Annotated in this window: 28 protein-coding genes and 1 riboswitch; of the genes, 14 read left to right on the top strand and 14 right to left on the bottom strand. The window is 71.3% G+C overall.

Annotated elements, in window-relative coordinates; genetic code table 11:
- Position 1: 1 nt before the first annotated feature.
- The 3 genes from ABIE38_RS15430 to ABIE38_RS15420 are packed head-to-tail and all read right to left on the bottom strand — an operon-like array spanning position 2 to position 1,500.
- On the bottom strand, positions 2–268 hold the full coding sequence (locus ABIE38_RS15430) for a hypothetical protein (RefSeq protein WP_354057721.1): 267 nt from the start codon (positions 266–268) through the stop codon (positions 2–4).
- A 33-nt stretch (positions 269–301) separates the two neighbouring features.
- A complete protein-coding gene (locus ABIE38_RS15425; protein WP_354057719.1) occupies positions 302–1,150 on the bottom strand; it encodes an aspartate dehydrogenase domain-containing protein in 849 nt (282 codons plus the stop codon).
- 50 nt (positions 1,151–1,200) lie between these two features.
- Positions 1,201–1,500: an EthD family reductase gene (locus ABIE38_RS15420; RefSeq protein WP_179523246.1), complete on the bottom strand. Its 300-nt coding sequence runs from the start codon at positions 1,498–1,500 to the stop codon at positions 1,201–1,203.
- A 152-nt stretch (positions 1,501–1,652) separates the two neighbouring features.
- Positions 1,653–1,720, top strand: a riboswitch (guanidine-III (ykkC-III) riboswitch).
- A gap of 10 nt (positions 1,721–1,730) precedes the next feature.
- Between ABIE38_RS15420 and ABIE38_RS15415 the strand changes: the two genes are divergently transcribed.
- The 3 genes from ABIE38_RS15415 to ABIE38_RS15405 are packed head-to-tail and all read left to right on the top strand — an operon-like array spanning position 1,731 to position 2,824.
- Positions 1,731–2,045: a DMT family transporter gene (locus tag ABIE38_RS15415; protein ID WP_354057717.1), complete on the top strand. Its 315-nt coding sequence runs from the start codon at positions 1,731–1,733 to the stop codon at positions 2,043–2,045.
- Positions 2,046–2,092: 47 nt separating this feature from the next.
- Positions 2,093–2,287: a hypothetical protein gene (locus ABIE38_RS15410; RefSeq protein WP_354057715.1), complete on the top strand. Its 195-nt coding sequence runs from the start codon at positions 2,093–2,095 to the stop codon at positions 2,285–2,287.
- Positions 2,288–2,347: 60 nt separating this feature from the next.
- The gene (locus ABIE38_RS15405; protein ID WP_354057713.1) at positions 2,348–2,824 is read left to right on the top strand and encodes an SRPBCC family protein; all 477 of its coding nucleotides are present in this window, start codon (positions 2,348–2,350) and stop codon (positions 2,822–2,824) included.
- 22 nt (positions 2,825–2,846) lie between these two features.
- On the opposite strand, the gene ABIE38_RS15400 is transcribed toward ABIE38_RS15405, so the two are convergent.
- Together ABIE38_RS15400 and ABIE38_RS15395 are read right to left on the bottom strand one after the other, a co-directional pair.
- Positions 2,847–3,344, bottom strand: coding sequence for a hypothetical protein (locus ABIE38_RS15400; RefSeq protein WP_354057711.1), 498 nt, complete (start codon positions 3,342–3,344; stop codon positions 2,847–2,849).
- The gene (locus ABIE38_RS15395; protein WP_354057709.1) at positions 3,341–4,963 is read right to left on the bottom strand and encodes a GMC oxidoreductase; all 1,623 of its coding nucleotides are present in this window, start codon (positions 4,961–4,963) and stop codon (positions 3,341–3,343) included. Before ABIE38_RS15395 ends, ABIE38_RS15400 begins: the two co-directional genes overlap by 4 nt.
- A gap of 193 nt (positions 4,964–5,156) precedes the next feature.
- On the opposite strand from ABIE38_RS15395, the gene ABIE38_RS15390 reads away from it, so the two are divergent.
- From ABIE38_RS15390 to ABIE38_RS15370, 5 genes are read left to right on the top strand one after another with little or no spacing between them, the layout of a single operon-like run.
- A complete protein-coding gene (locus ABIE38_RS15390; RefSeq protein WP_354057707.1) occupies positions 5,157–6,275 on the top strand; it encodes an alpha/beta hydrolase in 1,119 nt (372 codons plus the stop codon).
- Positions 6,272–7,654: a flavin monoamine oxidase family protein gene (locus ABIE38_RS15385; RefSeq protein WP_354057705.1), complete on the top strand. Its 1,383-nt coding sequence runs from the start codon at positions 6,272–6,274 to the stop codon at positions 7,652–7,654. Before ABIE38_RS15390 ends, ABIE38_RS15385 begins: the two co-directional genes overlap by 4 nt.
- On the top strand, positions 7,651–8,133 hold the full coding sequence (locus ABIE38_RS15380; protein ID WP_354057703.1) for an SRPBCC family protein: 483 nt from the start codon (positions 7,651–7,653) through the stop codon (positions 8,131–8,133). Before ABIE38_RS15385 ends, ABIE38_RS15380 begins: the two co-directional genes overlap by 4 nt.
- Entirely contained in the window at positions 8,130–8,801 is a 672-nt protein-coding gene (locus ABIE38_RS15375; protein ID WP_354057701.1) for a class II aldolase/adducin family protein, read from the top strand. The genes ABIE38_RS15380 and ABIE38_RS15375 overlap by 4 nt, the downstream gene beginning before the upstream one ends.
- Positions 8,798–9,742 carry a carbohydrate kinase family protein gene (locus tag ABIE38_RS15370; RefSeq protein WP_354057699.1) on the top strand — a complete coding sequence of 315 codons (945 nt, stop codon included), beginning with the start codon at positions 8,798–8,800 and terminating at the stop codon, positions 9,740–9,742. Before ABIE38_RS15375 ends, ABIE38_RS15370 begins: the two co-directional genes overlap by 4 nt.
- Before the next feature lie 147 nt (positions 9,743–9,889).
- Here the strand turns inward: ABIE38_RS15370 and ABIE38_RS15365 are convergent, their stop codons facing one another.
- Complete coding sequence (locus ABIE38_RS15365) at positions 9,890–10,114, bottom strand: hypothetical protein (RefSeq protein ID WP_179523236.1); 225 nt, start codon at positions 10,112–10,114, stop codon at positions 9,890–9,892.
- Positions 10,115–10,233: 119 nt separating this feature from the next.
- Here ABIE38_RS15365 and ABIE38_RS15360 point away from each other — a divergent pair, with 119 nt between their 5' ends.
- Positions 10,234–11,157 carry an SDR family oxidoreductase gene (locus ABIE38_RS15360; RefSeq protein WP_354057697.1) on the top strand — a complete coding sequence of 308 codons (924 nt, stop codon included), beginning with the start codon at positions 10,234–10,236 and terminating at the stop codon, positions 11,155–11,157.
- 168 nt (positions 11,158–11,325) lie between these two features.
- On the opposite strand, the gene ABIE38_RS15355 is transcribed toward ABIE38_RS15360, so the two are convergent.
- The 4 genes from ABIE38_RS15355 to ABIE38_RS15340 form a co-directional block, all read right to left on the bottom strand.
- Complete coding sequence (locus tag ABIE38_RS15355; protein WP_179523234.1) at positions 11,326–12,438, bottom strand: NDMA-dependent alcohol dehydrogenase; 1,113 nt, start codon at positions 12,436–12,438, stop codon at positions 11,326–11,328.
- A gap of 209 nt (positions 12,439–12,647) precedes the next feature.
- Entirely contained in the window at positions 12,648–14,177 is a 1,530-nt protein-coding gene (locus tag ABIE38_RS15350; protein ID WP_354057695.1) for an aldehyde dehydrogenase family protein, read from the bottom strand.
- A 100-nt stretch (positions 14,178–14,277) separates the two neighbouring features.
- Positions 14,278–16,050, bottom strand: coding sequence for a helix-turn-helix domain-containing protein (locus ABIE38_RS15345; RefSeq protein ID WP_354057693.1), 1,773 nt, complete (start codon positions 16,048–16,050; stop codon positions 14,278–14,280).
- 104 nt (positions 16,051–16,154) lie between these two features.
- On the bottom strand, positions 16,155–17,093 hold the full coding sequence (locus ABIE38_RS15340; RefSeq protein ID WP_354057691.1) for a helix-turn-helix domain-containing protein: 939 nt from the start codon (positions 17,091–17,093) through the stop codon (positions 16,155–16,157).
- A 168-nt stretch (positions 17,094–17,261) separates the two neighbouring features.
- Here ABIE38_RS15340 and cysD point away from each other — a divergent pair, with 168 nt between their 5' ends.
- The 3 genes from cysD to ABIE38_RS15325 are packed head-to-tail and all read left to right on the top strand — an operon-like array spanning position 17,262 to position 20,996.
- Complete coding sequence (gene cysD, locus ABIE38_RS15335; RefSeq protein WP_354057689.1) at positions 17,262–18,179, top strand: sulfate adenylyltransferase subunit CysD; 918 nt, start codon at positions 17,262–17,264, stop codon at positions 18,177–18,179.
- Entirely contained in the window at positions 18,179–20,074 is a 1,896-nt protein-coding gene (gene cysC / locus ABIE38_RS15330; RefSeq protein WP_354057687.1) for an adenylyl-sulfate kinase, read from the top strand. The genes cysD and cysC overlap by 1 nt, the downstream gene beginning before the upstream one ends.
- Positions 20,075–20,078: 4 nt before the next feature.
- Positions 20,079–20,996 carry a sulfite exporter TauE/SafE family protein gene (locus ABIE38_RS15325; RefSeq protein ID WP_354057685.1) on the top strand — a complete coding sequence of 306 codons (918 nt, stop codon included), beginning with the start codon at positions 20,079–20,081 and terminating at the stop codon, positions 20,994–20,996.
- Positions 20,997–21,059: 63 nt separating this feature from the next.
- On the opposite strand, the gene ABIE38_RS15320 is transcribed toward ABIE38_RS15325, so the two are convergent.
- From ABIE38_RS15320 to ABIE38_RS15310, 3 genes are all read right to left on the bottom strand, one after another.
- A complete protein-coding gene (locus tag ABIE38_RS15320; protein ID WP_354057683.1) occupies positions 21,060–21,950 on the bottom strand; it encodes a sulfite exporter TauE/SafE family protein in 891 nt (296 codons plus the stop codon).
- A 170-nt stretch (positions 21,951–22,120) separates the two neighbouring features.
- Positions 22,121–22,603, bottom strand: coding sequence for an RrF2 family transcriptional regulator (locus tag ABIE38_RS15315; RefSeq protein ID WP_179523228.1), 483 nt, complete (start codon positions 22,601–22,603; stop codon positions 22,121–22,123).
- A 67-nt stretch (positions 22,604–22,670) separates the two neighbouring features.
- Entirely contained in the window at positions 22,671–23,600 is a 930-nt protein-coding gene (locus ABIE38_RS15310; RefSeq protein ID WP_354057681.1) for a sulfite exporter TauE/SafE family protein, read from the bottom strand.
- A gap of 450 nt (positions 23,601–24,050) precedes the next feature.
- On the opposite strand from ABIE38_RS15310, the gene ABIE38_RS15305 reads away from it, so the two are divergent.
- Positions 24,051–24,863 (top strand): 3'(2'),5'-bisphosphate nucleotidase CysQ, encoded by an 813-nt coding sequence (locus ABIE38_RS15305; protein WP_354057679.1) that lies wholly within the window; start codon positions 24,051–24,053, stop codon positions 24,861–24,863.
- 21 nt (positions 24,864–24,884) lie between these two features.
- Here ABIE38_RS15305 and ABIE38_RS15300 read toward each other — a convergent pair whose 3' ends face one another.
- The gene (locus tag ABIE38_RS15300; RefSeq protein WP_179523225.1) at positions 24,885–25,280 is read right to left on the bottom strand and encodes a hypothetical protein; all 396 of its coding nucleotides are present in this window, start codon (positions 25,278–25,280) and stop codon (positions 24,885–24,887) included.
- 164 nt (positions 25,281–25,444) lie between these two features.
- Between ABIE38_RS15300 and ABIE38_RS15295 the strand changes: the two genes are divergently transcribed.
- A complete protein-coding gene (locus tag ABIE38_RS15295; RefSeq protein ID WP_182653862.1) occupies positions 25,445–26,521 on the top strand; it encodes a YihY/virulence factor BrkB family protein in 1,077 nt (358 codons plus the stop codon).
- Positions 26,522–26,579: the final 58 nt, after the last annotated feature.

The raw sequence follows: 26,579 nt of genomic DNA, 5'->3' as shown, positions 1-26,579 counted from the left end.
ATCAGAACACTTCGAATGCGTAACCCGCGAGCCCGATGACCAGGAGGAGGACGACGAGGACGATGATGACGATCGGGATGTACGCCCCCTTCTTGGACGGGGACGGGGTCGGGCTCTGTCGTTGCGTCGGGCTCTGCTTCTCCGTGGCGCTGTCCGACTGCATGGACGTGGAATCGGAGTCCGGGGTCTGCGGACCGTCGGGTGAGCCGCCGCTGTCGAGATCGGGGCTCTGACTCGGATCGGGGTCGGAGGGCCGTGCGTGGGTCATGGGACACCTTTCGTAGCGGCTGGGCCCTCCACGCTATGGCGTCAGCCGCACACCCTCCACCGGTCGGGCCGCGCCCACGACCACCACCCCGGGCCCGGCCCCCGCCCTGATCGAGGTGAGGACCCCGGCCACCGACCACGCCGTGATCGCCGAGGTGCGGCCACCGGAGTCCGGGTCCACCGCGTTCTCGAAACGCAGGTCGTAGCGGCCCACCGGGGACTCCCACTCCACCACGTGTCGGGTGCGCTGCACCTCGGGGTCGGCCCTCACGATCACCTCCACCCGGTCCAGGCCGAGCGTCGCGAGCGCGAGCGCCACGGAGGCGTTGGAGGTGCGGGGGAACTCCAGCGCCGCCTCCCGCGCGGACCCGCGGAAGACCTCGAGTGGGGCGTCGAGAGGCCCCGCGACCCCCAGGGCCGCGGGGCTCTTGATGGTGACGTGACGGAGCGAGGCCTGATCGGTGCCCGACCTGGACGCCGCCGCGAGGATGTCCAGTCCGCCCACGGCCCCGGCGGGGACGAGGACGCGGCCCGGGCCTGTCCCGATCAGGTCGCGCGGGTCCTCGTGCCGCGCGAACACCCCGCACGAGCACACGATCACGTCCTTGCCGGCGCCGGTGACGCGCGGCACGAACTCCTCCGCGGCCTCGACCCCGGCGGCCTCGACCAGGACGTCGGCGGCATCGACGGCCGCGTCGACCTCCTCGCGCGTACTGCTCGAGCGGAGCACCGCGGACAGCCGCGCGCCGGGGACGTCGCCGCCCGACAGCGCGTCGGCCACCGCCGCCCCGATCGCACCGGCGCCGATCACGGCCACCGCCAGCGGGCGGACGGACGCCCGGTTCGGTCGCGCAGGCCCGGAGGAGAGGTGGGGAGGGGGCATGGTGGCCTCACCGTACCCACGTCATCTCCGCGGTCGCGCGTGCCCGGCGGCTACCCGGTGGAGCCCACGAGCATCGTGGGGGTGATCCCGAGGTTCGCTCCGTCCGCCACCAGTGCCCGGCCCTCGTCTGTGGACAGCGCGGCACCCATCGCCTCGGCGTCCGCGAAGAACAACTGGGCCATGAGGTGGAACTCGGGCGCGGAGCCGTCCGGGCCGGGCAGGAAGCGCGTGACCTTGGCATCGTCGAGGCCCGGGACCGCGCGGGCGAGGGGGATGTGGGTCCCGTCGTAGTACTCGTCGAACTTCTCGACGTCGTCGGGAGTTCCGTAGAGGACGGTGAGGGTGATCAAGGGGGGTCCTTTCGAGGGGTGATCGGTCCGGTCGTCCGGACGGTGGCGCACCGGGGATGATGCCGCAGTCGGTCGGGTGGCGAGACGGATTCGCCGGTTGTCGTCGGAGCCCGGGTCGGTCGGCCCGTTCCGTTCCTGTGCCAGCATGGACCCCAGAGTCCCGTAGAGGGGTCTCCCGGACGAGGGGCGCCGTACCCGGAGCGCGACAAGACGGCCCGCCGGAGGCTGTCATGGCGTGGTTCGTACTCATTCTGTCCGGGATCCTCGAGGCGGTGTGGGCGACCGCGTTGGGCAGATCCGAGGGCTTCACCCGGCTCGTCCCGTCCGTGGTGTTCGGCGTCGCCCTGGTCGTGAGCATGGCCGGGCTGGCCTACGCGATGAGAGGCCTCCCGGTGGGAACCGCCTACGCGGTGTGGGTCGGCATCGGCGCCTCACTCACCGTCCTGTACGCCATGGCCACCGGTGCGGAACCGGTCTCACCGGCCAAGGTGGTCTTCCTCCTGGTGATCATCGGCGGAGTGGTCGGGCTCAAGACCGCTGCGTGATCGCCTCACCGCCTCACCGCCGTGCCACCGGGGTCTACGGTGAGGTGATGAGATCGCATGCGGGCGGACCACTGGTCGGCCTGGGACTCGTCTACGGGGCCGGGGTCGGCCTGATCATCGGGCTCGCGGTCGCAGGCCCGACCGGCCTGGCCCCGGGCCTGGTCATCGGCGCCGGCCTCGGTGCGGTCGCCGGGAACGTGGCGGAACTCGGGCGTACGGTGGTCCGGAGGCAGGCCCACTGACCCGAGCCACCTCGTGGTCTCAGCCGTCCTCGACGTCTTCTCGAAAGGACCAGTCCACTCATGACCTCCATCACCACAGTCGACCGCGGACCGCGCGTCGTCGCCCGGCGCGTCACCGTCAACGCCCCCGCGGACGAGCTGTTCGCGCTGGTCAACGACCCCGGAATGCACGGCGTCGTCGACGGGTCGGGGACGGTCCGCGACAACGTCAAGGGGCCGGCCACCCTGTCCGAGGGCGCGAAGTTCACCACGAAGATGCGGATGTACGGCGTCCCGTACCGCATCACCTCCACCGTGACCGAGCATGTCGACACCCCGGAGTTCAAGGTCGTCGAGTGGGCCCACCCCGCCGGGCACCGCTGGCGCTGGGAGTTCACCCCGACCGCCGACGGGCGGACCGAGGTCACAGAGAGCTTCGACATCCGTGAGTCGAAGCTCGGGCCGGTCATGGAGCGCGTCGGCATGGCGGAGAAGAACGCCGGCGGGATCACCGAGACGCTCTCGCGCCTGGCCGCGAAGTACGAGTCGGACCGCTGAGAACCCGGCAGCGCGCCGCGGGCTAGCCGCGCGTGAGCAGCAGCGGTGCTGCGGCGATCCGGGACCACGGGCCACCGATGAACGTCAATCCCAGGAGCCGACGGTCGTCCAGCCCACGGAACTCGTCGCGGACCCAGCGCCACGGCACGGGCCCGTCGGAGCCGTAGGAGCAGACGATCGTCGGCCGGCCGTCCAGCCACGACGTCTCCACCGTGGCCCGCATCGGCAGGGCCTCGCGCAGGGATCCGCGGCCGTCGTCGAGCAGGTTGACCGCCGCGCCGTCGGCGGCGATGCGCTTTCCGCGCCACCCGGGCATCCCGCCCAGAGCGATGGCCCGGGGCGCGACCGTCCTGAGTGGGGCCGGGCCGAGGAAGCTGATGAGGTAGTCCCCCGGTTCGGGCAGCCCCGCCGGGGCCGGTGCCCGCGAGAACGCCGCGCGCAGTGCGCCGAGGGAGGCGGGCAGTGGTGAGTCGGGCAGGGGTGAGGCCGGCACGGGTCCGGGGGGAGGGGGCTGGGTCATGAGGCTCCGATCGTCTGGGAGGGCCCGGGTGACGGCGAGGTCGCGGCGCGGCGGGCGCGGTAGCGGGAGGCGAAGCGCTCGGCCATCGCGGTGATGGTCAGGCTCGGGTTGACGCCCACGTTCGCGGGAATCGCCGACCCGTCCACCACGTACAGCCCGGGATGGCCGAAGACCCGGTGATCGGTGTCGATCACGCCGTCCGCCGCCGACTCGCCCATCGACGCGCCGCCGAGGACGTGCGCGGTGATCGACTTGCCGCCCACGCTCTCCAGCAGCAGGTTGAGCGGCCGCCCGCCCACCGACTCCGCGAACCGGCGCGCGACCTCGTTGGCCTGCGGCAGGTAGCTCGGGGCCTGCGGGCTGCCCGAGGCCTGCGACCGGAGCACCCGCCGCCACGGGCGCACCGGCGAGCGGTCGAACACCAGCCCTATCTCGTTCTCCACGTTCTGCATCACGGTGAACACGCTCAGGCGCGCGATGAAGTTGCGTGCGGTCATCAGCCGGACTTGCTGCCACGGCGCTCGCGCGAGCCGGGTCAGCGCCGCCCGCCGCCGCCTGGCCGGGTCCTCGCCGTCGACGAGTGGGCCCAGCTGGAAGCGCATGTGCCATCCCCCGACGTAGCGGTTCTGCGTCACGTGGGTCGCCGCGTCGGGGTAGAACTCGCTGGAGATGGTGGGGCCGCGGGTGAGATCGGTGCGGGGGTCGTCGGCCAGGACGGCGGTGATGGCTTCGGAGTTGGTGCGCACGCGCTCGCCGAGCCGTGGTGAGACGCGGGGGAGAAGGCCCTGCTCGCGGGAGCGGAACAGCAGTTCGACCGTGCCCAGGACACCGGCGGCCAGGACGACCTCTCCCGCGCGGAACCTCTCACCGCCGGCCGCGCGCACCTCGTAGCCGCCGCCCGGGAGTTCCGCGATCGCCTCCACCCGAGTCTCGGGTCGGATACGGGCACCGCGCCTCTCGGCCAGCCACAGGTAGTTGAGGTCCAGGGTGTTCTTGCTTCCGTAGGGGCAGCCGATCAGGCACGCCCCGCAGAGGCGACAGCCGGTGCGGTCGGGCCCCTCGCCGTCGAAGTACGGGTCCGGTACGGTCACCCCCTCCTCGCCGAACCAGACGGCCATGGGCGTGGGGCCGTAGGTCCCGCCCGCACCCATTGATCGGGCGGTGGCCTGCAGGTGCAGATCCATCTGACCGACGTGGCGGGTGGTCTCGCGGCCGAGCATGCGCGCGGCGGTCCGGTAGTGCCCGGCGAGCTCATCGCGCCAGCCGGTGGTGGACGCCGGCCAGGCCGGGTCGGTGAAGAACTCGTCTTTCGGCTCGAGCAGCACGCCGGCCCACACGATGCTGCCGCCGCCCACCCCCGCGCCGCCGATGATGCCGACATGCCGGAGCACCCGCTGCCAGAAGAAGCCGCGCAGGCCCAGTTCGGGCATCCAGAGGTACCTGCGCGGGTCCCTGCGGGCGGCCAGGAGATCGTCGGGGGAATGACGACGACCTTGTTCGAGCACCAGGACCGTGAGCCCCTGCTCGGCCAACCGGAGGGCGCTGACCGCGCCACCGAACCCGCTGCCGATCACGATCACATCGGCGTCGTCCGCGCGCCCCTGTGGGCCTCGATTCATGGCGTCAAGTCTAGGACGGGCGTCCAGTTTCTGGGTCCGATCGGCGGGGTCCGATCGGCGGGGTCCGATCGGCGGCGTCCGGTGCGGGTGTGGGAGGGCGGGTCCGGGATTTTCCAGGAAGTACTGGACGTGCGTCCAAGTTCGGCATACGGTGGTCGCACCTCCAGTTCGACCTCGCAGAATCGATACCCAGATGAGTCCTACGCACAGACCCCTCGCGGAACGCGTGCTCCGCCGCGTCATCCGCCTCATCGGGGCGGCACCCGCCCCGATCCAGCGCGTGATCGCCGGCCCCCCGGTCCGGGTCGACGGGCAGCAGCTCGGCCTCGAAGCGCAGGTCGGCACGAGACTGCTGAACCTCGGGGTGTCCAAGACCTTCGAAGAGTTGCCGCTGGACCAGGGACGGGACCAGATCGCGGGCGAGGCCTTCGTCTTCGGTCACCAGACCCCCGTCGAGACCGTCCGTTCCCTCACCATCCCCGGTCCGAACGGCCCGATCCCGGCGCGCCTGTACCGGCCGGCGGGGATCGAGGGGCCGAGCGCCGCCCTGGTGTACCTCCACGGTGGCGGCTGGGTCCTGGGGAACCTCGACTCGGGAGACTCGGTGTCCCGCTTCCTCGCCGCCCACACCCCGCTGACCGTCATCTCGATCGACTACCGGCTGGCGCCGGAGCACCCGTTCCCCGCCGGCCTGGACGACGCCCTCGCGGCGTTCGAGCACGTCGTCGAGCACGCCGAGGAGTACGACCTCGACCCACGGGCGATCGCGATCGGAGGCGAGAGCGCGGGCGGGAACCTGGCCGCGGTGGTCGCCCTGCACCGCGCCCCCGGATGGACCCCGCCGGCCATGCAGGTCCTGTTCAACCCGGTCACGGACCTGTCCACCAAGCACCGCTCGTACGAGTTGTTCGGACGAGGATTCTTCCTCACCGAGGCGCAGATGGACTGGTACAAATCCCACTATCTCGCCGATCCCGGCCAGGCCCGGGACCCGCGGGTCTCGCCACTGCTCGCCGGCGAACTCGGCCACGCGCCCCCGGCCTACGTCGTGGTGGCCGGATTCGACGTGCTCCGCGACGAGGGCGAACGCTATGCGGCCGCCCTCGCCGAGGCGGGGGTCGACGTGACCCTCCGTCGACACAGCGGTCACGTGCACGGACTCATCAACGCGACCGGAGTGGGACATGCCGCCCGGGACGCGCTCCTCGAGGCGGTGGGCGTCCTCCACACCAGGCTGGTCGCCCGGATCGCCCCCGCCCCCGCGACCGAACCCGCGACCGCGACCGACCCGACTCCCGGCGACCGCCGGTGAGCGCCACGGTCGACGCCATCGTGGTCGGTGCGGGACTGGCCGGGCTCACCGCCGCGCGTCGGCTCGTCGAGGCGGGTCGCACGGTCAGGGTGCTCGAAGCCCGGGACCGCGTCGGCGGACGCACGCTCAACCACGTGCTCGACGACGGGCAGGTGGTGGAGGCGGGAGGGCAGTTCGTCGGACCCACCCAGGACCACGTGCTGGGGCTCGCCGCGGAGCTCGGGGTGACGACGTTCCCCGCCCACACGATCGGTGACACGGTCTACGTCCACGGTTCGCGCAGTCGACGGTTCCGCGGTGACATCCCGCCGGACCGCCTGGCACTGCCCGACATTGCCCTGGCGACCACCCGACTGGGCCGCACGAGTGGCGAGATCGATGTGGCCGCACCGTGGGCGCACCCCGACGCGCACCGGTTGGACGAGCAGAGCCTCGCCACCTGGCTGCGCCGCGGCGCGATCGGTTCCGGCGGCGTCGAGCTGGTCGAGGTCCTCCTCGGGTCGGCATTCGGGGCGGCGGCGTCCGAGACCTCCGCGCTGTCCGCCCTGGCGTACATCGCGGGTGCGGGTGACGAGATCCACCGCGGCACGCTGGACCGGATGATCGGTGTGACCGGCGGGGCCCAGGAGTCCCGCGTCGTCGGCGGTTCGCAGGTGATCTCGCAACGCATGGCCGAGGAGTTGGGTGACGATGTCACCCTCGGCGCCCCCGTCCGGCGGATCGAGCACCGTGCCACGGGGGTCACTGTCACCACCGACGCGGGGACCTTCGACGGTGACCAGGTGATCGTCACCGCGCCACCCCACCTCGCCGCCGAAATCGAGTGGAGCCCGTTGCTGCCCGCCCACCAGGACGCCCTGTTCCGCAGGATGACGTTCGGCACGCTCATGAAGTGTGAGGCGATCTACGAGCGCCCGTTCTGGCGGGAGGACGGACTCTCCGGCCAAGGCGTCTTCCGTGGGGGCGGCACCCCGGTGTGCTCGATGTTCGACAACACCCCGCCGAGCGGCTCCCCCGGGATCCTCATGGGCTTCGTGGGGGGAGCGGGGTGGCGGAAGTGGGCGCCGCGTCCCGCCCGGGAGCGCGGCGGGGCGGTTCTGCAGAGTTTCGCCCGGGTGGTCGGGCCCGCTGCGCTGGCACCTGTCGGATACTTCGAGAAGGACTGGACCGCGGAACGCTGGACCCGTGGTGGCCCGACCGCGGTCCTCGGCCCCGGCGTCCTGACCACGCTCGGTCAGTGGCGCGACCGGCCGCTCGGCCGCGTCCACTGGGCCGGCGCCGAACACTCCGACTACTGGAACGGCTACATGGACGGTGCGGTCCGCTCCGGGGAGACCGCCGCCCGCGCCGTGATCGCACACTCAGGAGGACATCCGTGACACGTCTGACCGTCTCCGTACAGCAGCGACTCGCAGCCCCGGTCGAGGACATCTGGGCCGTGATCGACGACACCTCCCGGTACGCCGAGTGGGTCGACGGGGCCCTCGAGGTCACCGCCCACCACGGTGCGGCGACCGTGGGCGAGACCTATTCCGAGCGGAACCGGACAATCGGACCGCTCACGACGCGGTCCGTGTGGACGGTGGGGAAGGTCGAACCGCGGTCTCTCCGGGTCGATTCCGGCACCGGGTTCGCGCCGTTGCACGACATGGTCAACACCTTCCGCTTCGAACCGCTGGGCACCGAGGCCACCCTGATGACGTACCGGGTCGACTGCCGGGTCGGTCTCGGTCCGCTCGGCCGCCTCATCGCACCGGTTCTCGAGAAGTCGCTGGCCGGCCAGTTCCGCCGGTCCATGGCCACGCTCGAGAGCGTCGTGCACGCCGAACGCGGCATCGACCAGGTGGGTGGGGAATGACGACGACGAAGCCGTCAGGTGCACGCGAGCACGTCGCCGCCACCGCCCGGCGACTGGCGGCCGAGGGCCTGCTCATCGGCACCGCCGGCAACGTCTCGGCACGGGTGGACGACGGGCGGATCGCCGTGACCGGCACCGGGGTGGTCCTGGCCGACTGCCGTGCCGAGGACGTCACCGTGGTGAGCGCGACCGGAGAGCACGTGGACGGCCGGCTCGCGCCGACCTCCGAGCTCGGACTGCACCTGGGCATCTACGCCCGCACCCCGTCCGCGGCGATCGTCCACACCCACGCCCCGTTCTCCACCGCCGTGTCCTGCGTGACCGGGATGGACTCGTTGCCCGTGCTGCACTACCAGCAGTTGCTGCTGGGCGGGGACATCCGGGTGGCGCCCTATGCGACCTTCGGAACCCCCGAACTCGCCGACCTCGTGGTGGACGGCCTGCGCGACCGGCAGGCGGTCCTGATGGCAAACCACGGCTCGGTGGCGGTGGGGTCCTCCCTCGACAATGCCCTCGACAACGCACTCCTGTTGGAGTGGCTGGCGGCCCTGCACGTCCGTGCGAGTGGGGTGGGCACGCCGCGACCCCTCACCGAGGCCCAGCAACACGACGCGGTCGTCCAGGCGATCACCCTCGAGTACGGAACCACCAAGGAGAGCCCGCAATGACCGACATCTCAACCATGACGATCGCGACGGTCGGAGTGCACGTCCTCGACGTCCACGCGATCGGGATCGACTCCATCCCGGAGGGCTCCGCCGGGGCCCTCGTGGACACCATCGCCTTCTCGCCGGCCGGGACCGCCGGGGGCACCGCGGTAGTGCTCAGCCGCCTCGGGGCCGGGGTCCGCAGCATCGGTGCGGTCGGCGCCGACTCGATCGGACGCACCCTCACGACCCTGTTGAGCGGGGAGGGGGTCGACACCGGCGGCCTGGTGACCAAGGCGGACGCCCAGACGTCCGCCTCGGTGATCCCCGTGCGCCCCAACGGGGACCGGCCGGCGTGGCATTGCATCGGTGCGAACGGGGTGTTCACCCTGGACGACATCGACGACGACGCTCTCGATGGGCTCACACATCTACACCTGGGTGGGCCGGAGTTCCTCGGCGGCCCGGCGGCGGGAGAGTTGCTCGCCCGTGCCCGGCGGCAGGGGATCACCACGTCGGTCGACATCCTCGCCGACGGCGACCCGGGAATGCTCGAGTGGATCGCGGACGCCCTGCCGAACGTGGACTACCTGCTGCCCAACGACGACCAGGTCCGCGGCTTCACCGGTGCCGACTCGCTGGCCGAGGGGGCGCGCATGCTGATCGAGCGCGGGGTCGCGTGCGTGGCGCTCACCGCGGGCGCCGACGGTGCGCTCGTCGTCACGCCGGACGAGACCATCGCGGTACCCGCCTTCCCGATCGACGTCGTCGACACCACCGGCTGCGGGGATTCGTTCTCCGCCGGGTTCCTGGTGGGGCGTCATCTCGGTCGCGACCTGAGGGGCTCCGCCGTCCTCGGCTGCGCGGTGGCGGCGCAGGTGGCACAGGGGCTCGGGACCACCGCCGGCAGCTACGACCTGGATTCGGTGGTCGAGTTCGCCCGATCGGCTCCGACCGGCTGACCACGCGGGCCGGCCACGCGGGCCGGTTACGAGGACTGGCCCCGACGGGCTGCCCACAACGACGACGGGCCGACTCCCCCCGGTTCGATGCGGTGGGGAGCAGGCCCGTCGGGCCCGGCTATGAGGCCGGAGTTCCTCTGAGGCGGGTCAGGCGACGCCCGTGCCCTCGTCGGCCGCAGGGGAGGTGTTGGTGCCGCCGTCGTTGATCTCGAAGCGGGTCCACTTACCGTCCATGTCGACCTCCATGGCGTAACCGAGAGCGTCGTCGGGGACCTCGACCGTCTTGAACCAGTCGTAGGCCTTGGTGTCGTCGGCGAACTCCTTCTCATCGATAACGTTCTGCTCGGGGTCGATCACGCGGTAACGGGGCATACCCACTCCTTCGGTTCGGGTGACGTCTGTCGTGTCCGCATTCTGGGGGATCGAGCGCCCACTCGCATCCGGTCGCCGGGGGCGTACGGTCGGGAGTCCAGACGACCAGGGAGGCATCCGTGACCACCGATCCGACAGTTCAGTCCTCTGACCAGCCAGGGCATTCCCCGCTCGTCGACCCGACTACCAAGTATGAGATCGAGGTGCCGGTCCAGCAGCAACCGGTTCCGGGCTTGGCCTCCGAGATGGACCCTCCCGCCGACCACGGGGAGGACACCTACGTGGGCCACGGCCGGCTCACCGGGCGGCGGGCGTTGATCACCGGCGGCGACTCCGGGATCGGCCGCGCCGTGGCCATCGCCTACGCGCGCGAGGGCGCCGACGTGGCGATTGGCTACCTGCCCTCGGAACAGTCCGATGCCGATGACGTGGCCGCGCTCGTGCGCGCGGCCGGCCGGACCTGCGTCCTGCTCCCCGGCGACGTCGGTGACGAGGCCGTCGCGCGAGGGATCGTCCGCGACGCCGTCGCGGGGCTCGGCGGACTGGACGTGCTCGTGCTCAACGCCGCCAGGCAGACCTTCGTCGAGCACCTGGAGGACCTGTCCTCCGAGCAGTGGGCCGAGACGATGAACGTCAACATCTCGGCGCCGTTCTGGATGATGCAGGAGGCGCTCGCCCACCTGCAGCCCGGGTCGAGCGTGATCTTCACGTCCTCGGTGCAGGCGTACACCCCGTCACCCGGGCTCGTGGACTACGCCACCTCGCGCGCGGCCGTCAACACCATGTCCAAGTCGCTCGCCCAGCAGCTCGCACCGCGCGGCATCCGCGTCAACGCCGTCGCGCCCGGTCCGTTCTGGACAGCGCTCCAGGTGAGCGGCGGGCAGAAGCCCGAGAAGCTGCCGACCTTCGGGCACAAAAACCCGCTGGGCCGGCCCGGACAACCGGTCGAGATGGCGGGGGCGTACGTGTACCTGGCCTCCGACGAGTCCTCCTACACCACCGGGAACACGCTCTCGGTGACCGGCGGAGCGCCCACGCCCTAGCCGAGTACACCTAGCGGGCGCGCGACCCCGGCCGCCCTCGGCGCAACGACAAGAGCGTCCCGAACACCTGTCTCTCGGGCGATGTGTTCGGAACGCTCTTGTCGATGGCTGCGGCCGCGGGGCTGAGCCGCGGGGCTGAGCCGCGGGGCTGAGCCGGGGGGGGGCGGGTCAGGCGTCGTGGATGATCACGCCGCGCATGATCTTGCCGTCCTGCAGGTCCCGGTAGCCCTCGTTGACCTGCTCGAGCGAGTAGGTCGTAGTGATGAGCTCGTCGAGCTTGAGCTTGCCCTCGTCATACAGGCGCAGCAGCTTGACGATGTCGTACTGCGGGTTGGCCGAACCGAACAGGGTGCCCGTGATGGTCTTGCCGAACAGCGCCATCACGGTGCCGCTGACCTGGACGGTCTTGTCGGTCATGTTGCCCAGGCCCGTGATCACCACGGTGCCGCCCTTGCCGATCACGTCGAAGGCGCTCGAGACGACCTGCTCGTCGACGGTGCCCACCAGGATGAGCGCCTGGTCCGCCATCTGGCCCCAGGTGAGCTTCTCCACCTCGGCGTGCGCCTCGGCGGCGTCGGCGAACGCGTGGGTGGCGCCGAACTTGAGGGCCTCGTCGCGCTTGAACTGGACGGGGTCCACCACCACCACGTGGCGGGCCCCCGAGTGGACGGCGCCCTGGACGGCGTTGATGCCGAGCCCGCCGATGCCGTAGATCACCACGGTGTCGCCCTGGCGCACGTTGCCCGCGTAGGTGGCGGTGCCCCAGCCGGAGGGCACGCCGCAGCCCACCAGGACGGCCTTGTCGAGCGGCAGCCAGTCGTCGACCTTGACCACCGAGTGCTGCGAGATCACCGAGCGCTCGGAGAAGGTGCCGAGCATGCACATGGCGCCGAACTCCTTGCCGCCCGAGCGGAAGCGGAAGGTGCCGTCGGGCATGTGCCCCTCGAGGATCGTGGCACCCATGTCGCAGAGGTTCTGTCGCCCGGTCGAGCAGTACCGGCAGGTGCCGCAGTTGGGGATGAAGGAGCACACCACGTGGTCGCCGGGTTTGACCTTGGTGACACCCACGCCCACCGCCTCGATGACGCCGGCGCCCTCGTGCCCGCCGACGATCGGGAAGCGCGGCGGGAGCGAGCCGTCCGACAGGTGCAGATCGGAGTGGCACAGGCCCGCGGCCGTGTACTTGATGAGGACCTCGCCGGGGCCGGGATCGTCCAGGTCGAGCTCGATGATCTCGAACGGCTGGTGGAGGTCGAACAGTACTGCTGCCTTGGTCTTCACGGCGGTGTTCCTTTCGGGGAGCGGGTGAGCGGAAGTGGAGAGGGGGTGTGGAGGGGGCGGGGAGGGGGGGGAGAGAAGGGGTGTGGGACGTCAGGAGATGTCGCGGAGAAGGGGAGTCGCCGGCGTCCCCGGAAGAGGCACGAGGACGCCGGGTCCCGGTCGCGGGGTCGGAGGGAGTCCGGGTCGGAGGGAGTCCGGACCGGACCAGGTCAGAGCTGGATGTTGACCGACCTGGTCTGCGTGTAGAGGTCCAGGGCACCCTGGCCCAGCTCGCGGCCCCAGCCGGACTGCTTGAACCCGCCGAACGGCATCGCGGTGTCGAAGCCGTTGTACTGGTTGACCCAGACCGAGCCCGCGTGGAGGCGGCTGGCGACCTTGTGCGCCTTGGAGATGTCCTTCGTCCACACTCCGGCGGCCAGGCCGTAGATCGAGTCGTTGGCCTGCCGGACCGCGTCGTCGACGTCGGTGAAGCGCAGGGCCGAGACGACGGGGCCGAAGATCTCGTCGGTCACCACCCGGTGGTCGGGCTCGACGTCCACGAACACGGTCGGCTGGACGAAGTAACCGGTGTCGCCGTGTCGGCCGCCGCCGGTCAGGGCCCGCCCGCCGTCCTCGATACCGGCGCGCAGGTAGTAGGAGACCTTGTCGAACTGGTCCTGGTCGACCAGCGGGCCGAGCTCGGTGGCGGGGTCCAGACCGTGGCCGATGGTGGCCTGGGCGGCGGCGTAGGCGACGGCCTGCGTGAACTTCTCGTAGATGGAGTCCTCGACGTACAGGCGGGTACCGGCGGTGCAGGCCTGGCCGTGGTTGAACATCCACGCGGCCACGGACCCGGCCACCGCGGCGTCGAAGTCGCAGTCGGCAAAGACGATGTTGGCGCTCTTGCCGCCCAGCTCGAGGGAGACCTTCTTGAGGTTGCCCTTGGCGGCGTCGACGATCAGCTTGCCCACCTCGGTGGAGCCGGTGAAGGCCACCTTGTCCACGTCGTCGTGGGCGGAGATGGCGGCGCCGGCGTCGCCGAAACCGGTGACGATGTTGACCACGCCGGCGGGCACGCCGGCCTCGGCGATGACCTCGCCCAGCAGCAGCGCGGTCAGCGGCGTCTGCTCGGCGGGCTTGAGGACCAGGGTGTTGCCGGTGGCCAGGGCGGGGGCGAGCTTCCACGCGGCCATGAGGAGCGGGAAGTTCCAGGGGATGATCTGCCCGCACACGCCCACGGGGACGCGCTGGGTGTAGGCGTGGAACTGCTTGTCGCCCGCGAACGGCATCGACACGTTGACCGTGGAGCCCTCGATCTTGGTGGACCAGCCGGCGTAGTAGCGGAACACGTCGGCCGCCCACGCCACGTCCACGGCGGTGGCGATCGCGACGGACTTGCCGTTGTCCAGTGCCTCGATCTGCCCGAACAGCTCGGCCTTGGCGTCCAGCAGGTCGCCGATGCGCCACAGGATCTGCTCGCGCTGGTTGGGCTTCATGGTCGCCCAGGCGCCGTCGTCGAAGGCGCGGCGCGCGGCGGCGACGGCCCGGTCGACGTCCTCGGGTCCGCCGTGCGCGACCTGGGTGATCTCGGCGCCGGTGGCGGGGTCGTAGGTGCCGAAGGTGCGGCCGTCCGCCGCGTCGACCCACTGCCCGTCGATGAAGAGCTGGTGCGGGCGGCCGAGGAAGTCGCGGGCCTCGGCGCCGAGTCGCTCGTCGACCTGGGTGGTGGCGCCGGTGTCCCGGGAGAGTGTGCCGGTCATTGTGTCCTCCAAGAATCCCGACCGGCTCAGGTGTGAGGCCGGTCACAACCCATCATGGGGTCGTGGACGGGGCCCGGAGTGTTCAGTTTCTGGACACCTTCTAGGAGAGCCCGAACTCCCGCATCCGCGCGTAGAGGGTCGTCCGGCTGATGCCCAATCGCTTGGCGGCGCGGGACCGGACGCCGTCGCAGTCCGCCAACGCGGCCACGATCGCGTCGTACTCGCCCCGCGCGAGCTCACCGGCGCGCGGTGGCCGGACGGAACGGGCGCGGGAGGGCAGTGAGTCCACGTCGAGGGTTGCCGACCCTCGCCTGGTGGTCTGGGTGAGGCAGTCGCCCAGGACGGACCGCAATGACACCAGCCCGTTGGGCAGGTCCAGTGCGCAGACGGCGTCGACGAACCGGACGGTCACGGTCGGCGCCCCGACCCCGCGCCCGTCGGCCAGCTCCGCGACCATCCCGCGCACGATCTCGCCGCTCTCGGAACCGCGCTCGTGCAACGGGCGCAGGACCGTCCTCGCCCCGCAGGCGTCGAGTACCTCCGTCACCGCCGCGCGGGGGTCCTCGCGAGTGGTGACGACGACGAGGCCGGCCCCCGCTGACCCCAGGCGGGCTGCCAGGCGGCGCAGGTCGGCGTCGTCGAGGAGGTCGATGTCGTCCAGGATCAGCGACCTGCCCGTGTCGCCCCCGCCGCGCGGGACTTCGGGGCGGCTCTGTTCGCGCAGGGCGGGCACCGCGAGTTCGCGCCATGCCGCGTCCGCGCTGTCTGCCTCCGCGAGCCGGACGTGCACGCTGTCCGGGCCGGCGAGCTCCCTCGCCGTCGTCGACCGCCCCGATCCGGACGGACCCACCACGGCGTGGGATCGGGCGGTGGCACCCTCGGTGCCGACACCGGCCACCGGACCCGACGTACCCGCCGGACTCGTGGAACCGGGCGCGGACGTGGTGCCCTGCGTGGAAATGGAGTCCGGGGCGGAGCTCGGGGTGGAGCCGGCGCGCGGGGTGGAGGTGCTCCGCAGCGTGGGCGCGGGGTGCTGGTCCGGGAAGGTCAGGTCGAGCAGGTGGCCGCGGCGGCCGACCCGGCTGGACAGCACCCCGACCGTGCCCACCGAGAGTTCCACGACGTCGCCCACCTCGTCCTGCTCCACCAGTCGCCGGAGCCGGGCGATGTCCCGGGAGGCCAGACGTTCCAGGCTCGAGTGCGACGCCAGGACCACCTCGTCGCCGAACGCGCAGGTGGCGGTGTCGGAGGATCGGGTGCGTTCGACGAAGCGGTGCCAGAGTTCGCGGTCGTCCGCGCGGGCGGTGTCGACGTAGCGGGCCTCGATGTCCGCGACGATCTTCCGCACGAACGGGGCGAACATGCGGGAGGCGTCGGCGCTCATGCCCGTCAGATCCACCGCCCCGACCAGGCGGCGGGTGAGCGGGTCGACGATCGGGTGCCCGTAGCAGGCGAAGTCGCGCAGGACCTCCGCGAAGTGCTGCTCGCCGTGGATGAACACCCCGGCGCGGGTCTCGAGCGCCGTGCCGATGCCGTTGTTGCCCACCGCGTCCTCCGTGAGGGTGGCCCCGTCGTCCACTCCCCGCCGCAGGAGCATGCGGGAGATCCGGGCGTTGTCGCGCACCGAGCGGATGACCCGGCCCTCGCGGTCCGCGAGCAGGAGCATGGCTCCGGTGTCCTTGAGGACCTCGTCGAGGTCGTCCATCACCGGGCGGGCGGCCTCGGCGAGTCGGTGGGACCGGGACGCGTGCGGATCGGGGGCGCCGGGGCGCGCGCTCTTCGGGGTCAGTCCGCACGAGGCGGACCGGCGCCAGGACAGGTCCACCGGGTCCTCGCCGGGCGCGACGGGGGAGGAGTGGACTGTCTGGGTCACGGGGCACCTCCGGCCGGATGAGGGGTGTGACTCACACCATACGCAAGCGGTCGGCAGTGCGATCCCAGGGCTCGTGCGGCTCAGTGGCTCAGTGGCTCAGTGGCTCAGTTGCTCCGGGCGGCGTGGGCCGGATGCACCAGGTGCGCGGGCAGCCCGGGCGCGCGGGCGGGACGCGGATGGGCGGCGAGGCGGGAGGAGACCTCGCCCGCGCACCTGCTCACGGCCTCGACCGCGCGCGCGACGGCCCGGCCGGTCATGCGGCGCCCCGGGGTCACGGCCACCGAGCCAACGGCCCGGCCGTCGGCCCGCAGCACGGGGGCGGCCACCGAGGTCACCGCGAGGTCGGCGGCGGAGGAGAGTTCGGCGTCGGTCACGTCGATCTCGGACAGCTCCACGAACAGCTCGGAGACGCGGTCGCGCACCAGGGCCCCCACGCCCGAGGACTCCAGGGAGTCGGCCATCCGTAACAGCTCGCGGCGCGCGGGGGTGAGTCGCTCGATGGACCAGCCGCGCCGCGCGATCTGTGGCATCACCACCTCCAACCGCTCCCTCGCCGCCCCGGTGAGCCCGCCGGAGTCCGACAGCCACCGCCGCTGGTCGACCAGGGGCAGCCGGGCGACGAGCTCGCGGGCGAAGGGTGCCCGCACCGGGACGACGTGACCGACGGCGATGTCCGGTCGCGAGGCGGTGCGCATGCCCGCCCCGACCGCGTCTACGACCTCGCTCATGCCGTCGCAGGTCTCGAAGACCACGGCGGCGATGCCCGTGGCGTCGACGAGCCGCTCCAGCGGTTGCCTGGCGGCCCGCGCCAGGTCGACCTCGGCGGACAGCGACGCGGCGACGAGGCGCATCCGGGGCCCGGCTCGCCACCCGCCGTCGAGTTTCTCGGCCCACTGCTCGTCCTGCATCTCGGCGAGCACGGCGTGCAGGGTCGATCGGCTGGCCCCGGTGGCCCGGGCGATCTCGGCGAGGGGCAACGGGGGGCCCTCGATCGACAGTGCCTCGATCACGGAGAGCACGCGATGGGTGGGTTCGTGTCGCATATCCGACACCCTATGTCGATATGCGGACGAACCGCCCGGGATTGCCCTCTCCGAGATGGAAATCGGGGCCCCGGGGGCGCACGATGGTCTCCGAGCCGGACCGCAGACAGACCTGTCTGCGGTCTGCTGTCCGGTCACGCCGGAGGAGCCCACGACATTGGAGGTCGCATGACAGCGAGGACGGCGGTGACGCTCTCGCACCTCGACGCACTCGAGGCCGAGTCCGTCCACATCTTCCGCGAGGTAGCCGCGCAGTTCGAACGCCCGGGGATGCTGTTCTCCGGCGGCAAGGACTCCGTGGTGATGTTCCACCTGGCCCGCAAGGCCTTCTGGCCCGCGCCCATGCCGTTCCCGCTCATGCACGTCGACACCGGGCACAACTTCGACGAGGTCATCGAGTACCGGGACCGGGTGGTCGAGGAGACCGGGGTCCAGCTACTCGTGTCGTACGTCCAGGACGACATCGACGCGGGCCGCGTGGTCGAGGAGGCCGGCGTCGGCACCAGCCGCAACCGCCTCCAGACCGCCGCCCTGCTGCGCGGTATCCAGGAGAACCGCTTCGACGCAGTGTTCGGCGGCGCCCGCCGTGACGAGGAGAAGGCCCGCGCCAAGGAGCGTGTGTTCTCCTTCCGCGACGCGTTCGGCGCCTGGGACCCGCGCGCTCAGCGCCCCGAGCTGTGGAAGCTGTACAACGGCAACCACCGCAAGGGCGAGCACATCCGGGTGTTCCCGCTGTCCAACTGGACCGAGCTGGACATCTGGCAGTACATCGAGCGGGAGGACATCGACCTGCCGCCGATCTACTACGCGCACCAGCGCGAGGTGATCGAGCGCGACGGGATGCTCCTGGCCAAGACCCGGTTCCTCGAGACCCTCCCGGGCGAGGAGGCGCGCACCGAGCTCGTCCGTTTCCGCACCGTCGGCGACGCCACCTGCACCGGCTGTGTGGAGTCCGATGCCGCCGACAACGCCGCCGTCGTGGCCGAGGTCGCGGGGACCCGCGTCACCGAGCGCGGCGCCACCCGTGCCGACGACCGGATCTCCGAGGCCGGCATGGAAGACCGCAAGAAGGAAGGCTACTTCTGATGAGCACCGCCACCACGGCATCGACTCTCACCCCGGAGCAGTTGAGCACCATGTCCGAGCACGCCCAGCTGCTGCGCATCGCCACGGCGGGTTCGGTCGACGACGGCAAGTCGACCCTCATCGGGCGACTGCTCTACGACTCCAAGGGGATCTTCGAGGACCAGCTCGCCTCGATCGAGGCCACCTCGGCCAAGCGCGGCGACGAGTACACCGACCTCGCGCTGCTCACCGACGGGCTGCGCTCCGAGCGCGAGCAGGGCATCACGATCGACGTGGCCTACCGCTACTTCTCGAGCCCGCGCCGCAAGTTCATCATCGCCGACACCCCGGGCCACGTGCAGTACACGCGCAACATGGTCACCGGTGCCTCGACGGCCGACGTGGCGATCATCCTGGTCGACGCCCGCAAGGGGGTGCTGGAGCAGACGCGCCGGCACGCGTTCCTGTCCGCGCTCCTGGGCATCCCGCGCCTGGTGGTGGCCGTCAACAAGATGGACCTGGTCGATTACGACGAGGCCACCTACGAGGCCATCCGCTCCGAGTTCACCGACTTCGCCGCCAAGCTCGAGGTCCACGACGTGACGTTCGTGCCGTTGTCGGCGCTCAAGGGCGACAATGTGGTCGACCGCACCGACTCCATGCCCTGGTACACAGGGCCCGCTCTGCTCGACCATCTCGAGAACGTGCACATCGCCTCGGACCGCAACCTGACCGACGTCCGGTTCCCGGTGCAGTACGTGATCCGCCCCCAGCGCGCCGACGGGCTGGACCACCGTTCCTTCGCCGGCACCGTCGCCGGGGGCATCATGAAGGTCGACGACGAGGTGGTGGTCATGCCGTCCGGTCGGCAGTCCACCATCAAGGCGATCTGGGGCCCGGGCGGTGCGGAACTGGACGAGGCGGCGGCGCCGGCCGCGGTGACCATCGCGCTCAACGACGAGATCGACATCGTCCGCGGCGAGATGATCGCCCGACCCGGCAACCGCCCGCACCAGGGCACCGAGCTGGAGGCCATGGTCTGCTGGTTCGCCGACGACTCCACGCTCACGCCCAACAGGCGGTACGTCGTCAAGCACACCACCCGCGACACCAAGGCGATCGTCACGGGGCTGGAGTACCGGCTCGACATCAACACCCTGCACCGCGACCCCGACTCCACCGAGCTGGGGCTCAACGAGATCGGCCGCATCGGCCTGCGCACGCAGACACCGCTCATGTACGACCCCTACCGCCGCAACCGCGACACCGGCGCGTTCATCCTCGTGGACGAGCTCACCGGCAACACCGTGGGCGCGGGCATGATCATCGGGCCCGCCACCACCGGCTCCAACGTGGTCTGGCACGCCGGCGCCGTCCAGCGCGGAGACCGGGGGCAGGGTCGCACGCTGTGGCTCACGGGCCTGTCGGGCTCGGGCAAGTCCACCGTCGCCTCCGAGGTGGAGCGGCTGCTCATCGAGTCCGGGCACCCCGCCTACATCCTCGACGGCGACAACCTGCGGCACGGCCTCAACGCCGACCTCGGGTTCTCGGCCTCCGACCGGGCGGAGAACATCCGCCGCACCGCGGAGGTGGCGGCACTGTTCGCCGACGCCGGCGTCGTCGTCATCTGTTCCCTCATCTCGCCGATGCGCGCCGACCGCGACAAGGCGCGCAGCGTCCACGCCGCGGCCGACCTGCCCTTCACCGAGGTGTTCGTGGACACCCCGCTGGCCGAGTGCGAGGCGCGCGACCCCAAGGGGCTGTACGCCAAGGCGCGGGCGGGAGAGATCCTCGAGTTCACCGGCGTCTCCGCGCCGTACGAGCCGCCGCTGACCCCCGACCTGCACATCCGGCCGGAAGACGGCACCGCGGAAGAGGTGGCACAGCGGATCGTCACCTCGATCCTCGGGGTCTGAGACGGTGCCCGAGGCGCTCTGGACCTACGACTCGCTGGGTCTGCTGGTCGTCAGCGCGGTGATCGGCGTGGTCATAGGCCTGACGGGGATGGGCGGCGGGGCGTTGATGACGCCCGCGCTCATCCTCGTGGGGATCCCGCCCACCGCCGCCGTGGCCAACGATCTGGTGGTCAACGCGGTGAACAAGGTCATCGGCGCCGGCGTGCACTGGAAGCACGGCAAACCCAATCTCAGGATCGCGTTCTGGCTGATCCTGGGTTCGGTCCCGACCGCGTACCTGGGGGCCTGGCTGGTCCACGCGGTGGGAGCCGACGACGTCCAGGGGCTGCTGAAGAAGGCCATCGGCGCCACGCTCATCGTGGCGTCCTCCGCCTATTTCCTGCGCGCGTTCTTCGAGATGGCCGGCAAGATCCGTACGGGCAGCGACCCGAATCCGCCCGTCAAGCCGCTGATCACCCTGCTGGTCGGTGTGATCGGCGGGTTGATGGTGGGCATCACCTCGGTGGGCTCCGGCACGGTCATCATGATGTGCATCATGCTGCTGTACCCGACCCTGGCCGCGCTGCGGCTGGTGGGCACCGACCTCGTGCAGGCGGTCCCGCTGGTGATCGCGGCGGCGATCGGGCACGTCATGGTGACCGGCGTCGACTGGAACCTGCTGGTGCCCCTGCTGATCGGCGGGGCGATCGGGACGTTCTTCGGGTCCAAGTTCGCCGGCCGGGTGCCGCAGGGCCTGGTCCGGCGGGGCATCACCATCGTGTTGGCGGTCACCGCCTCGGCGATGCTCGGGGCGTCGCCGGCCCTGATCGGCGCCATCGCGCTGGTGCTGGTGACGGTGGGGCCGCTGGTGTGGCGGGCGCTGGTGCGCAGGTACTCGGTGCACCTCGATGAGCCGACCGCGCGCCCCCGGTCCCGAGTCTGACCGATCCCGCCCCACACCACCAGTCCCGATTCTGCTGTGTGGGGGTCGTGCCCGGCGGTCTGCTCAGGTGGTCGTGATGAGCACCGGATCGGGGGTCCGCTCACGGCGGACCGCCCGGACGGCGTGGGCCACCAGTGCGATCCACACCAGGAACAGCGCCCCGAGCACGGGGGCGATCACGATGGCCGACGCGTCGGCGGCGCTGAGCAGGGTGAACGTGTTGGTGATGATGATGAGCCCGCCGGCGGCAGTGCCCAGGACCCGCGGCGACAGGTGGCGCACCATCCAGGCGGCGAACGGCGCGGCGATCACGCCGCCGATCAGCAGCGCGGCCGCGAAGGCCCAGTTGATGCCGGCGGCTCCGAGGCCGAAGAGGAAGCCGATGGACGCGCTCACCGCCACCACGAACTCCGAGGCGCTGATGGAGCCGACCACCTTGCGGGGCTCGACCCGACCCGACGAGAGCAGGGTGGTCGTTCCCACCGGGCCCCATCCGCCGCCACCGAACGCGTCGAGGGTTCCGCCGGCGAAGCCGAGTGGGACGAGGAAGCGCGCCGAGATCTGGCCGGAGAACTGGGGTCGCCTGCCGCCGAGTCGCAGGAAGCGATAGAGGACGTAGAAGCCGAGCACGAGCAGGAGCGAGGCGACGATGGGCTTGGCCGCCGCGCTGGACAGCCGGGTCAGCGCGGTCGCGCCGATGAAGGCACCCACCGCACCCGGTCCGGCGAGGATCGCGACGATGCGCCAGTCCACGTTCCCGAACTTGTGGTGCGAGATCCCCGAGGCGAGCGTGGTGCCGATCTGGGCGAAGTGCACGGCGGCGGACGCGGCGGCGGGGGCGATCCCGGCTGCCACGAGGATGGTCGTCGAGGTGACGCCGTATCCCATGCCGAGCGAGCCGTCGACCAGCTGGGCCAGGAGTCCGGCGAAGCCGAGGACGATCAGGGTGGGCACGGGGGGATCCTCCGACGTCGGTCGATGACACTGTCACTCCCGGTGGCCGCCTGTCGGGCGGAGGGAGAGACCCTCCGGCCATTAAGGCATTAAACCGAGCTGTTCAGTAGACATTAACATCTGACCGCGGTGGGAGCCACCGGTGAGTCAGCGGATCCGGGCCCCGTCCGTCAGCGGGGCTCCCAGGCGTCGTCGTCGAGGGTGAGCGCGTGGACGTCGGGGGGCAGCCGGCCCTCGGCCAGATCCGAGAGCGACACCGCGTCCATGACCCGCCGCAGGGAGGCCCTCGAGGCGATCCACACGTGCTGGAGGACAGCGGCGCGCTCGTTGTAGTCGACCGCCTCGGGGCGTACGTCGTAGACGCTGACGAGGGGGCCGTCGACCGCGCGCAGGACGTCCGCGACGGTGACCGCCCCCGCGTCCTGGGCGAGCGTCCAGCCGCCGGTTTTGCCCCGCCTACTGGCCACGATGCCGGCCCGCCGCAGGTCCGACAGGATGGACTGGAGGAACCCGTGCGGGATGTCCTGCAGCCGCCCCAGTTCCTCGGCGCTGATCGGGTTCTCGCGGGGGCCGTCGCCACCGTGATCCCGCTGCGCGTTCGCGAGTTCGACGAGCGCCCGCAGCGCGTAGTCCGATTTCGCGGTGACCCTCATGGGGACAGTCTCCCAGAGCGCCTCGCGCGCCGGGCGGGGGAGTGGCGAGGGGCGCCGGGCGGGCCCCCTATCCCCGCGCGGGCACGGGGTCGTGGGCCACGGCGGGCCCGGCCGGGGGATCGCGGGTCTCGTCGTCGTCACGGAGCGCCTTCTCCGCACGCACGGCCCAGGCGACGAGGGCGATCCACACGGCGACCAGGGTCAGCAGGAGCGGGGTGGTGGTGGAGGACGGGACCTCGGCCCACACCAGAAGGGTGCGCGAGTTGGTCACCACGATCAGGCCTCCGGCCGCGGTGCCGAGCACGCGCGCGGGCAGGTGCTTGACCAGCCAGGCCGCCAGTGGTGCCACGATCACGCCGCCGACCAGCAGTGCGGCGGCGTAGCCCCAGTCGATGCCGGCCGCGCCCAGGCCGATGAGGAAGCCGAGGGAGCCACCCACGGCCACCACGAACTCGGAGGTGTCGATGGAGCCGACCACCTTGCGCGGCTCGACCCGGCCCGAGGACAGCAACGAGGTGGTGCCGACCGGGCCCCACCCGCCGCCGCCGAGCGAGTCGAGGGTGCCGCCCACCAGTCCGAGGGGGACCAGGAACCCTGTCCGCACGCGGCCCTTGAACTCCGGACGACGCCCACCCAGTGCGAGGAAGCGGTACAGCACGTACAGGCCCAGCGTCAGGAGGATCGCCCCGACCACCGGCTTGGCCACGTCCGCCGGGAGGTTGGTGAGGATGGTGGCGCCGGCGAACGCCCCGATGGCGCCGGGGACCGCGAGGATGCACACGATGCGCCAGTCCACGTTGCCCAGCTTGTGGTGGGAGATGCCTGAGGCCAGGGTGGTGCCGATCTCCGCGAAGTGCACGGACGCCGAGGCCGCGGCGGGCGCGATCCCGGCCGCGACCAGCAGCGTCGTGGACGTGACGCCGTAGGCCATCCCCAGGGAGCCGTCGATGAGCTGGGCGATGGCGCCGACGACGCCCAGGACGATCAGTGTCTTCACGAGTGCTCCGATTATCTTGTGTGTGGATTAAGTAGACCAACACAGTAGACATTAACTGGGCGGCAAGTCCAGACCGATCTGTCTACGCGGTGCCGAGGTGATGAAGATGTCGTGTCAAGATGAGAATTTTGTGACACAATTGCGGCATTCGCACCGGCTCCGGGTCGGTGCTCTGCGCTGGGGGGCGGGATGGACGGGGTCGGCGAACGGTCGTGTTATGTCCAGGAGGCCGCCGACGGCGCGACCTGGGGGTGTCATCGATGTGGGGCCACCAGCGGGGTGCTGCCCTCGCGCGGGGCGGCACGGGTCGCGGCCGACGCCCACCGCTGCCCGGATGAGCCGGCCCGTGTGGTCCGGGGCTACGGCAGCGGCCGGCGCAGAGGCCTGCGCCTGCGCCGGCGATAGGCGTCTGGTGTTCGCTCTCGCGCCGGGCCTCCTAGTGTGGAGGGCATGACAGCCCCCACGCGCTCCACGGATCAACAGCTCGCCGCCGAACTGGCCGCCGACGCCGGTCGCCTGCTGGTGCAGCTGCGGACCTCGGGCCCCACCAAGCGCGCGCTGGGCGATCTCGGTGACCGCCGCGCCAACGCCCTGCTCCTGGAGCGGCTCGCCGCCGAGCGGCCGGGGGACGCGGTGTTGTCAGAGGAGTCCAGCGACGACCTCGCCCGCGTCGACGCGGATCGGGTGTGGATCATCGACCCCGTCGACGGCACGCGGGAGTACGGTCTGGGCGATCGTCCTGACTGGGCCGTCCACGTCGCGCTGTGGGAGCGGGCCGGGGATCCGGCGCGGTCGCGGCTCACCGCCGCCGCTGTCTCGTTGCCGGCTCTCGGGGTGGTGTTGGGGACCGACGACGACGAGGTCTACGCCGCACCCGTGGGCAACGGCGGCGTGGACGGGGGAGGCCTCCTCCCGCCCCGCTCGGGCCCACGACCGAGGATCGTGCTCTCGGCATCCCGCCCGCCGGCGTTCGCGGAGGCCGTGGCCGAGTCCGTGGGCGGGGACCTGGTGCCGCTCGGGTCTGCCGGGGCCAAGGCCGCGGCCGTGGTGCGCGGGGAGGCCGACGCCTACATCCACGCCGGTGGGCAGTACCAGTGGGACTCGGCCGCACCGGCCGGGGTGGCCCTGGCCAGGGGGTTCGTCGCGGTGCGCGTGGACGGTTCCCCGTTGGAGTACAACGTGGCCGAGACCTACCTGCCGGATCTGGTGGTGTGCCGCGCGGACCTGGCCGAGGCGATCCTGGAGGCCATCGCCTCGGCGTGAGGGGTCAGGCCCCGGGGCGGGTCACCTGCTCGTGACCAGGGCTCCGGCAATGGCGGCCATGAACGCGTCCTTGGCCAGGCTCATGCCCTCCTGGGAGGGGCGGATGCCGTCGGACTCGGTCATCGAGGGGTTGCGGAAGTACATCGCCAGCAGGCCGGCGGAGAAGGTGCCCAGCGCGGCGCCCGCGAGGCGCGGCGAGACCACGGGCGTGAGCAGTGCCGCGCCGATCCCGATCTCGGAGTAGGCGACGAACTTGCCGAACGTGTCCGGCTCCAGCTTGGTGACCTGCGGGACGCCGGTGGCGGCGAATCCCTGTAGGCCCTGGGCCGCCTCGGTGGGCAGGTTGCGCTTGGACAGTCCCGAGTTGAGGACGAACGCGCCGGTGACTCCGCGGAGGATGGCGTTGGACAGGCTCATGGGTGCTCCTGTGGGGGTCGGGGTCGCGAGTGCTGCGACACAGGTGAAGTGACTCTTTGGTGATGTGACACCCAGGAGGGTAACGCACACGTCGGGCATTCCACCCCCGGGGAGATCGACCCCACAGGATGCGCGCACGGGCCGCCGGTGGGACAGTCACTTCCATGAGCCCGAACAGCAGTCGCGACATCACCGACAAGCCTGACCCGGACGCCGACCCGGATTCGGGGAAACCCGAGTCGCCCACCTCGTTGAAATCCGGGACCTGGAAGGTCGGCCTGAAGCGTGCCGCCGCCGAGTTCTCGAAGGACAAGTGCACGGACCTGGCCGCCGCGCTCACGTACTTCGCGGTGCTCTCGATCTTCCCGGCGCTCCTGGCCGTGGTGTCGTTGCTCGGCGTGTTCGGGCAGGGGCAGGAGACCGTCAACGCCGTGATGGAGCTGTTCGAGGGCGCCGCGCCTGAGGAGACCCTCGCCGCGCTACGGGGTCCCATCGAATCGTTGGTCAACACCCCCGCCGCCGGACTCGCCCTCGTCACCGGTCTGCTGGGCGCGCTGTGGACGGCGTCCGGGTACGTGGGCGCCTTCGGGCGGGCCATGAACCGCATCTACGAGGTCGAGGAGGGTCGCCCCTTCTGGAAGCTCAAGCCCGCCATGGTGTTGTTGACCGCGGTGCTCCTCCTCCTCGTCTGCCTTGCCGGGCTCATGCTGGTCGTCAGCGGGCCGATCGCCGCCTGGGTGGGTGACCTCGTGGGCCTCGGCGAGACCGCCGTGACCGTGTGGGGCATCGCCAAGTGGCCGGCGCTGGTCCTCGTCGTCGTCGTGATCCTGGCCGTGCTCTACGGGTTCTCGCCCAACGTCAAGCAACCCAGGTTCCGGTGGGTCTCCGTCGGCGCGATCGTGGCGCTGCTGGTCTGGGCGGTCGCCACGGCGGGGTTCGTGTTCTACGTGTCCAACTTCTCGAGCTACAACGCCACGTACGGATCGCTGGCCGGCGTGATCATCTTCCTGCTCTGGCTCTGGATCACCAACAACGCGCTGCTGTTCGGGGCCGAGGTCGACGCCGAGGTGGAGCGGGCCCGCGAGCTGCAGGCCGGACTGCACGCCGAGGAGACCATCCAGCTCCCGCCGCGCGACACCACCGCCAGTGACAAGGCCGAGGAGAAGCGGCAGAAGACCATCGACGACGCCGCCGACGTCCGCCGCGAGGCCCAGGCGGAGCAGGCGCGTCACCCCCACTGAGTCGGGCGTCGCCGAGCGGGCCGTCGGGCGTCGGGCTCTACCTGCTGGCGGGGCGTCG

This window comes from Dietzia sp. 2505 (assembly GCF_040546785.1).
In the GTDB taxonomy this organism is placed as follows: Bacteria; Actinomycetota; Actinomycetes; order Mycobacteriales; family Mycobacteriaceae; genus Dietzia.
The sequence above is the reverse complement of the archived record's forward strand: the minus strand, read 5'-3'. Positions and strand labels throughout refer to the sequence as shown.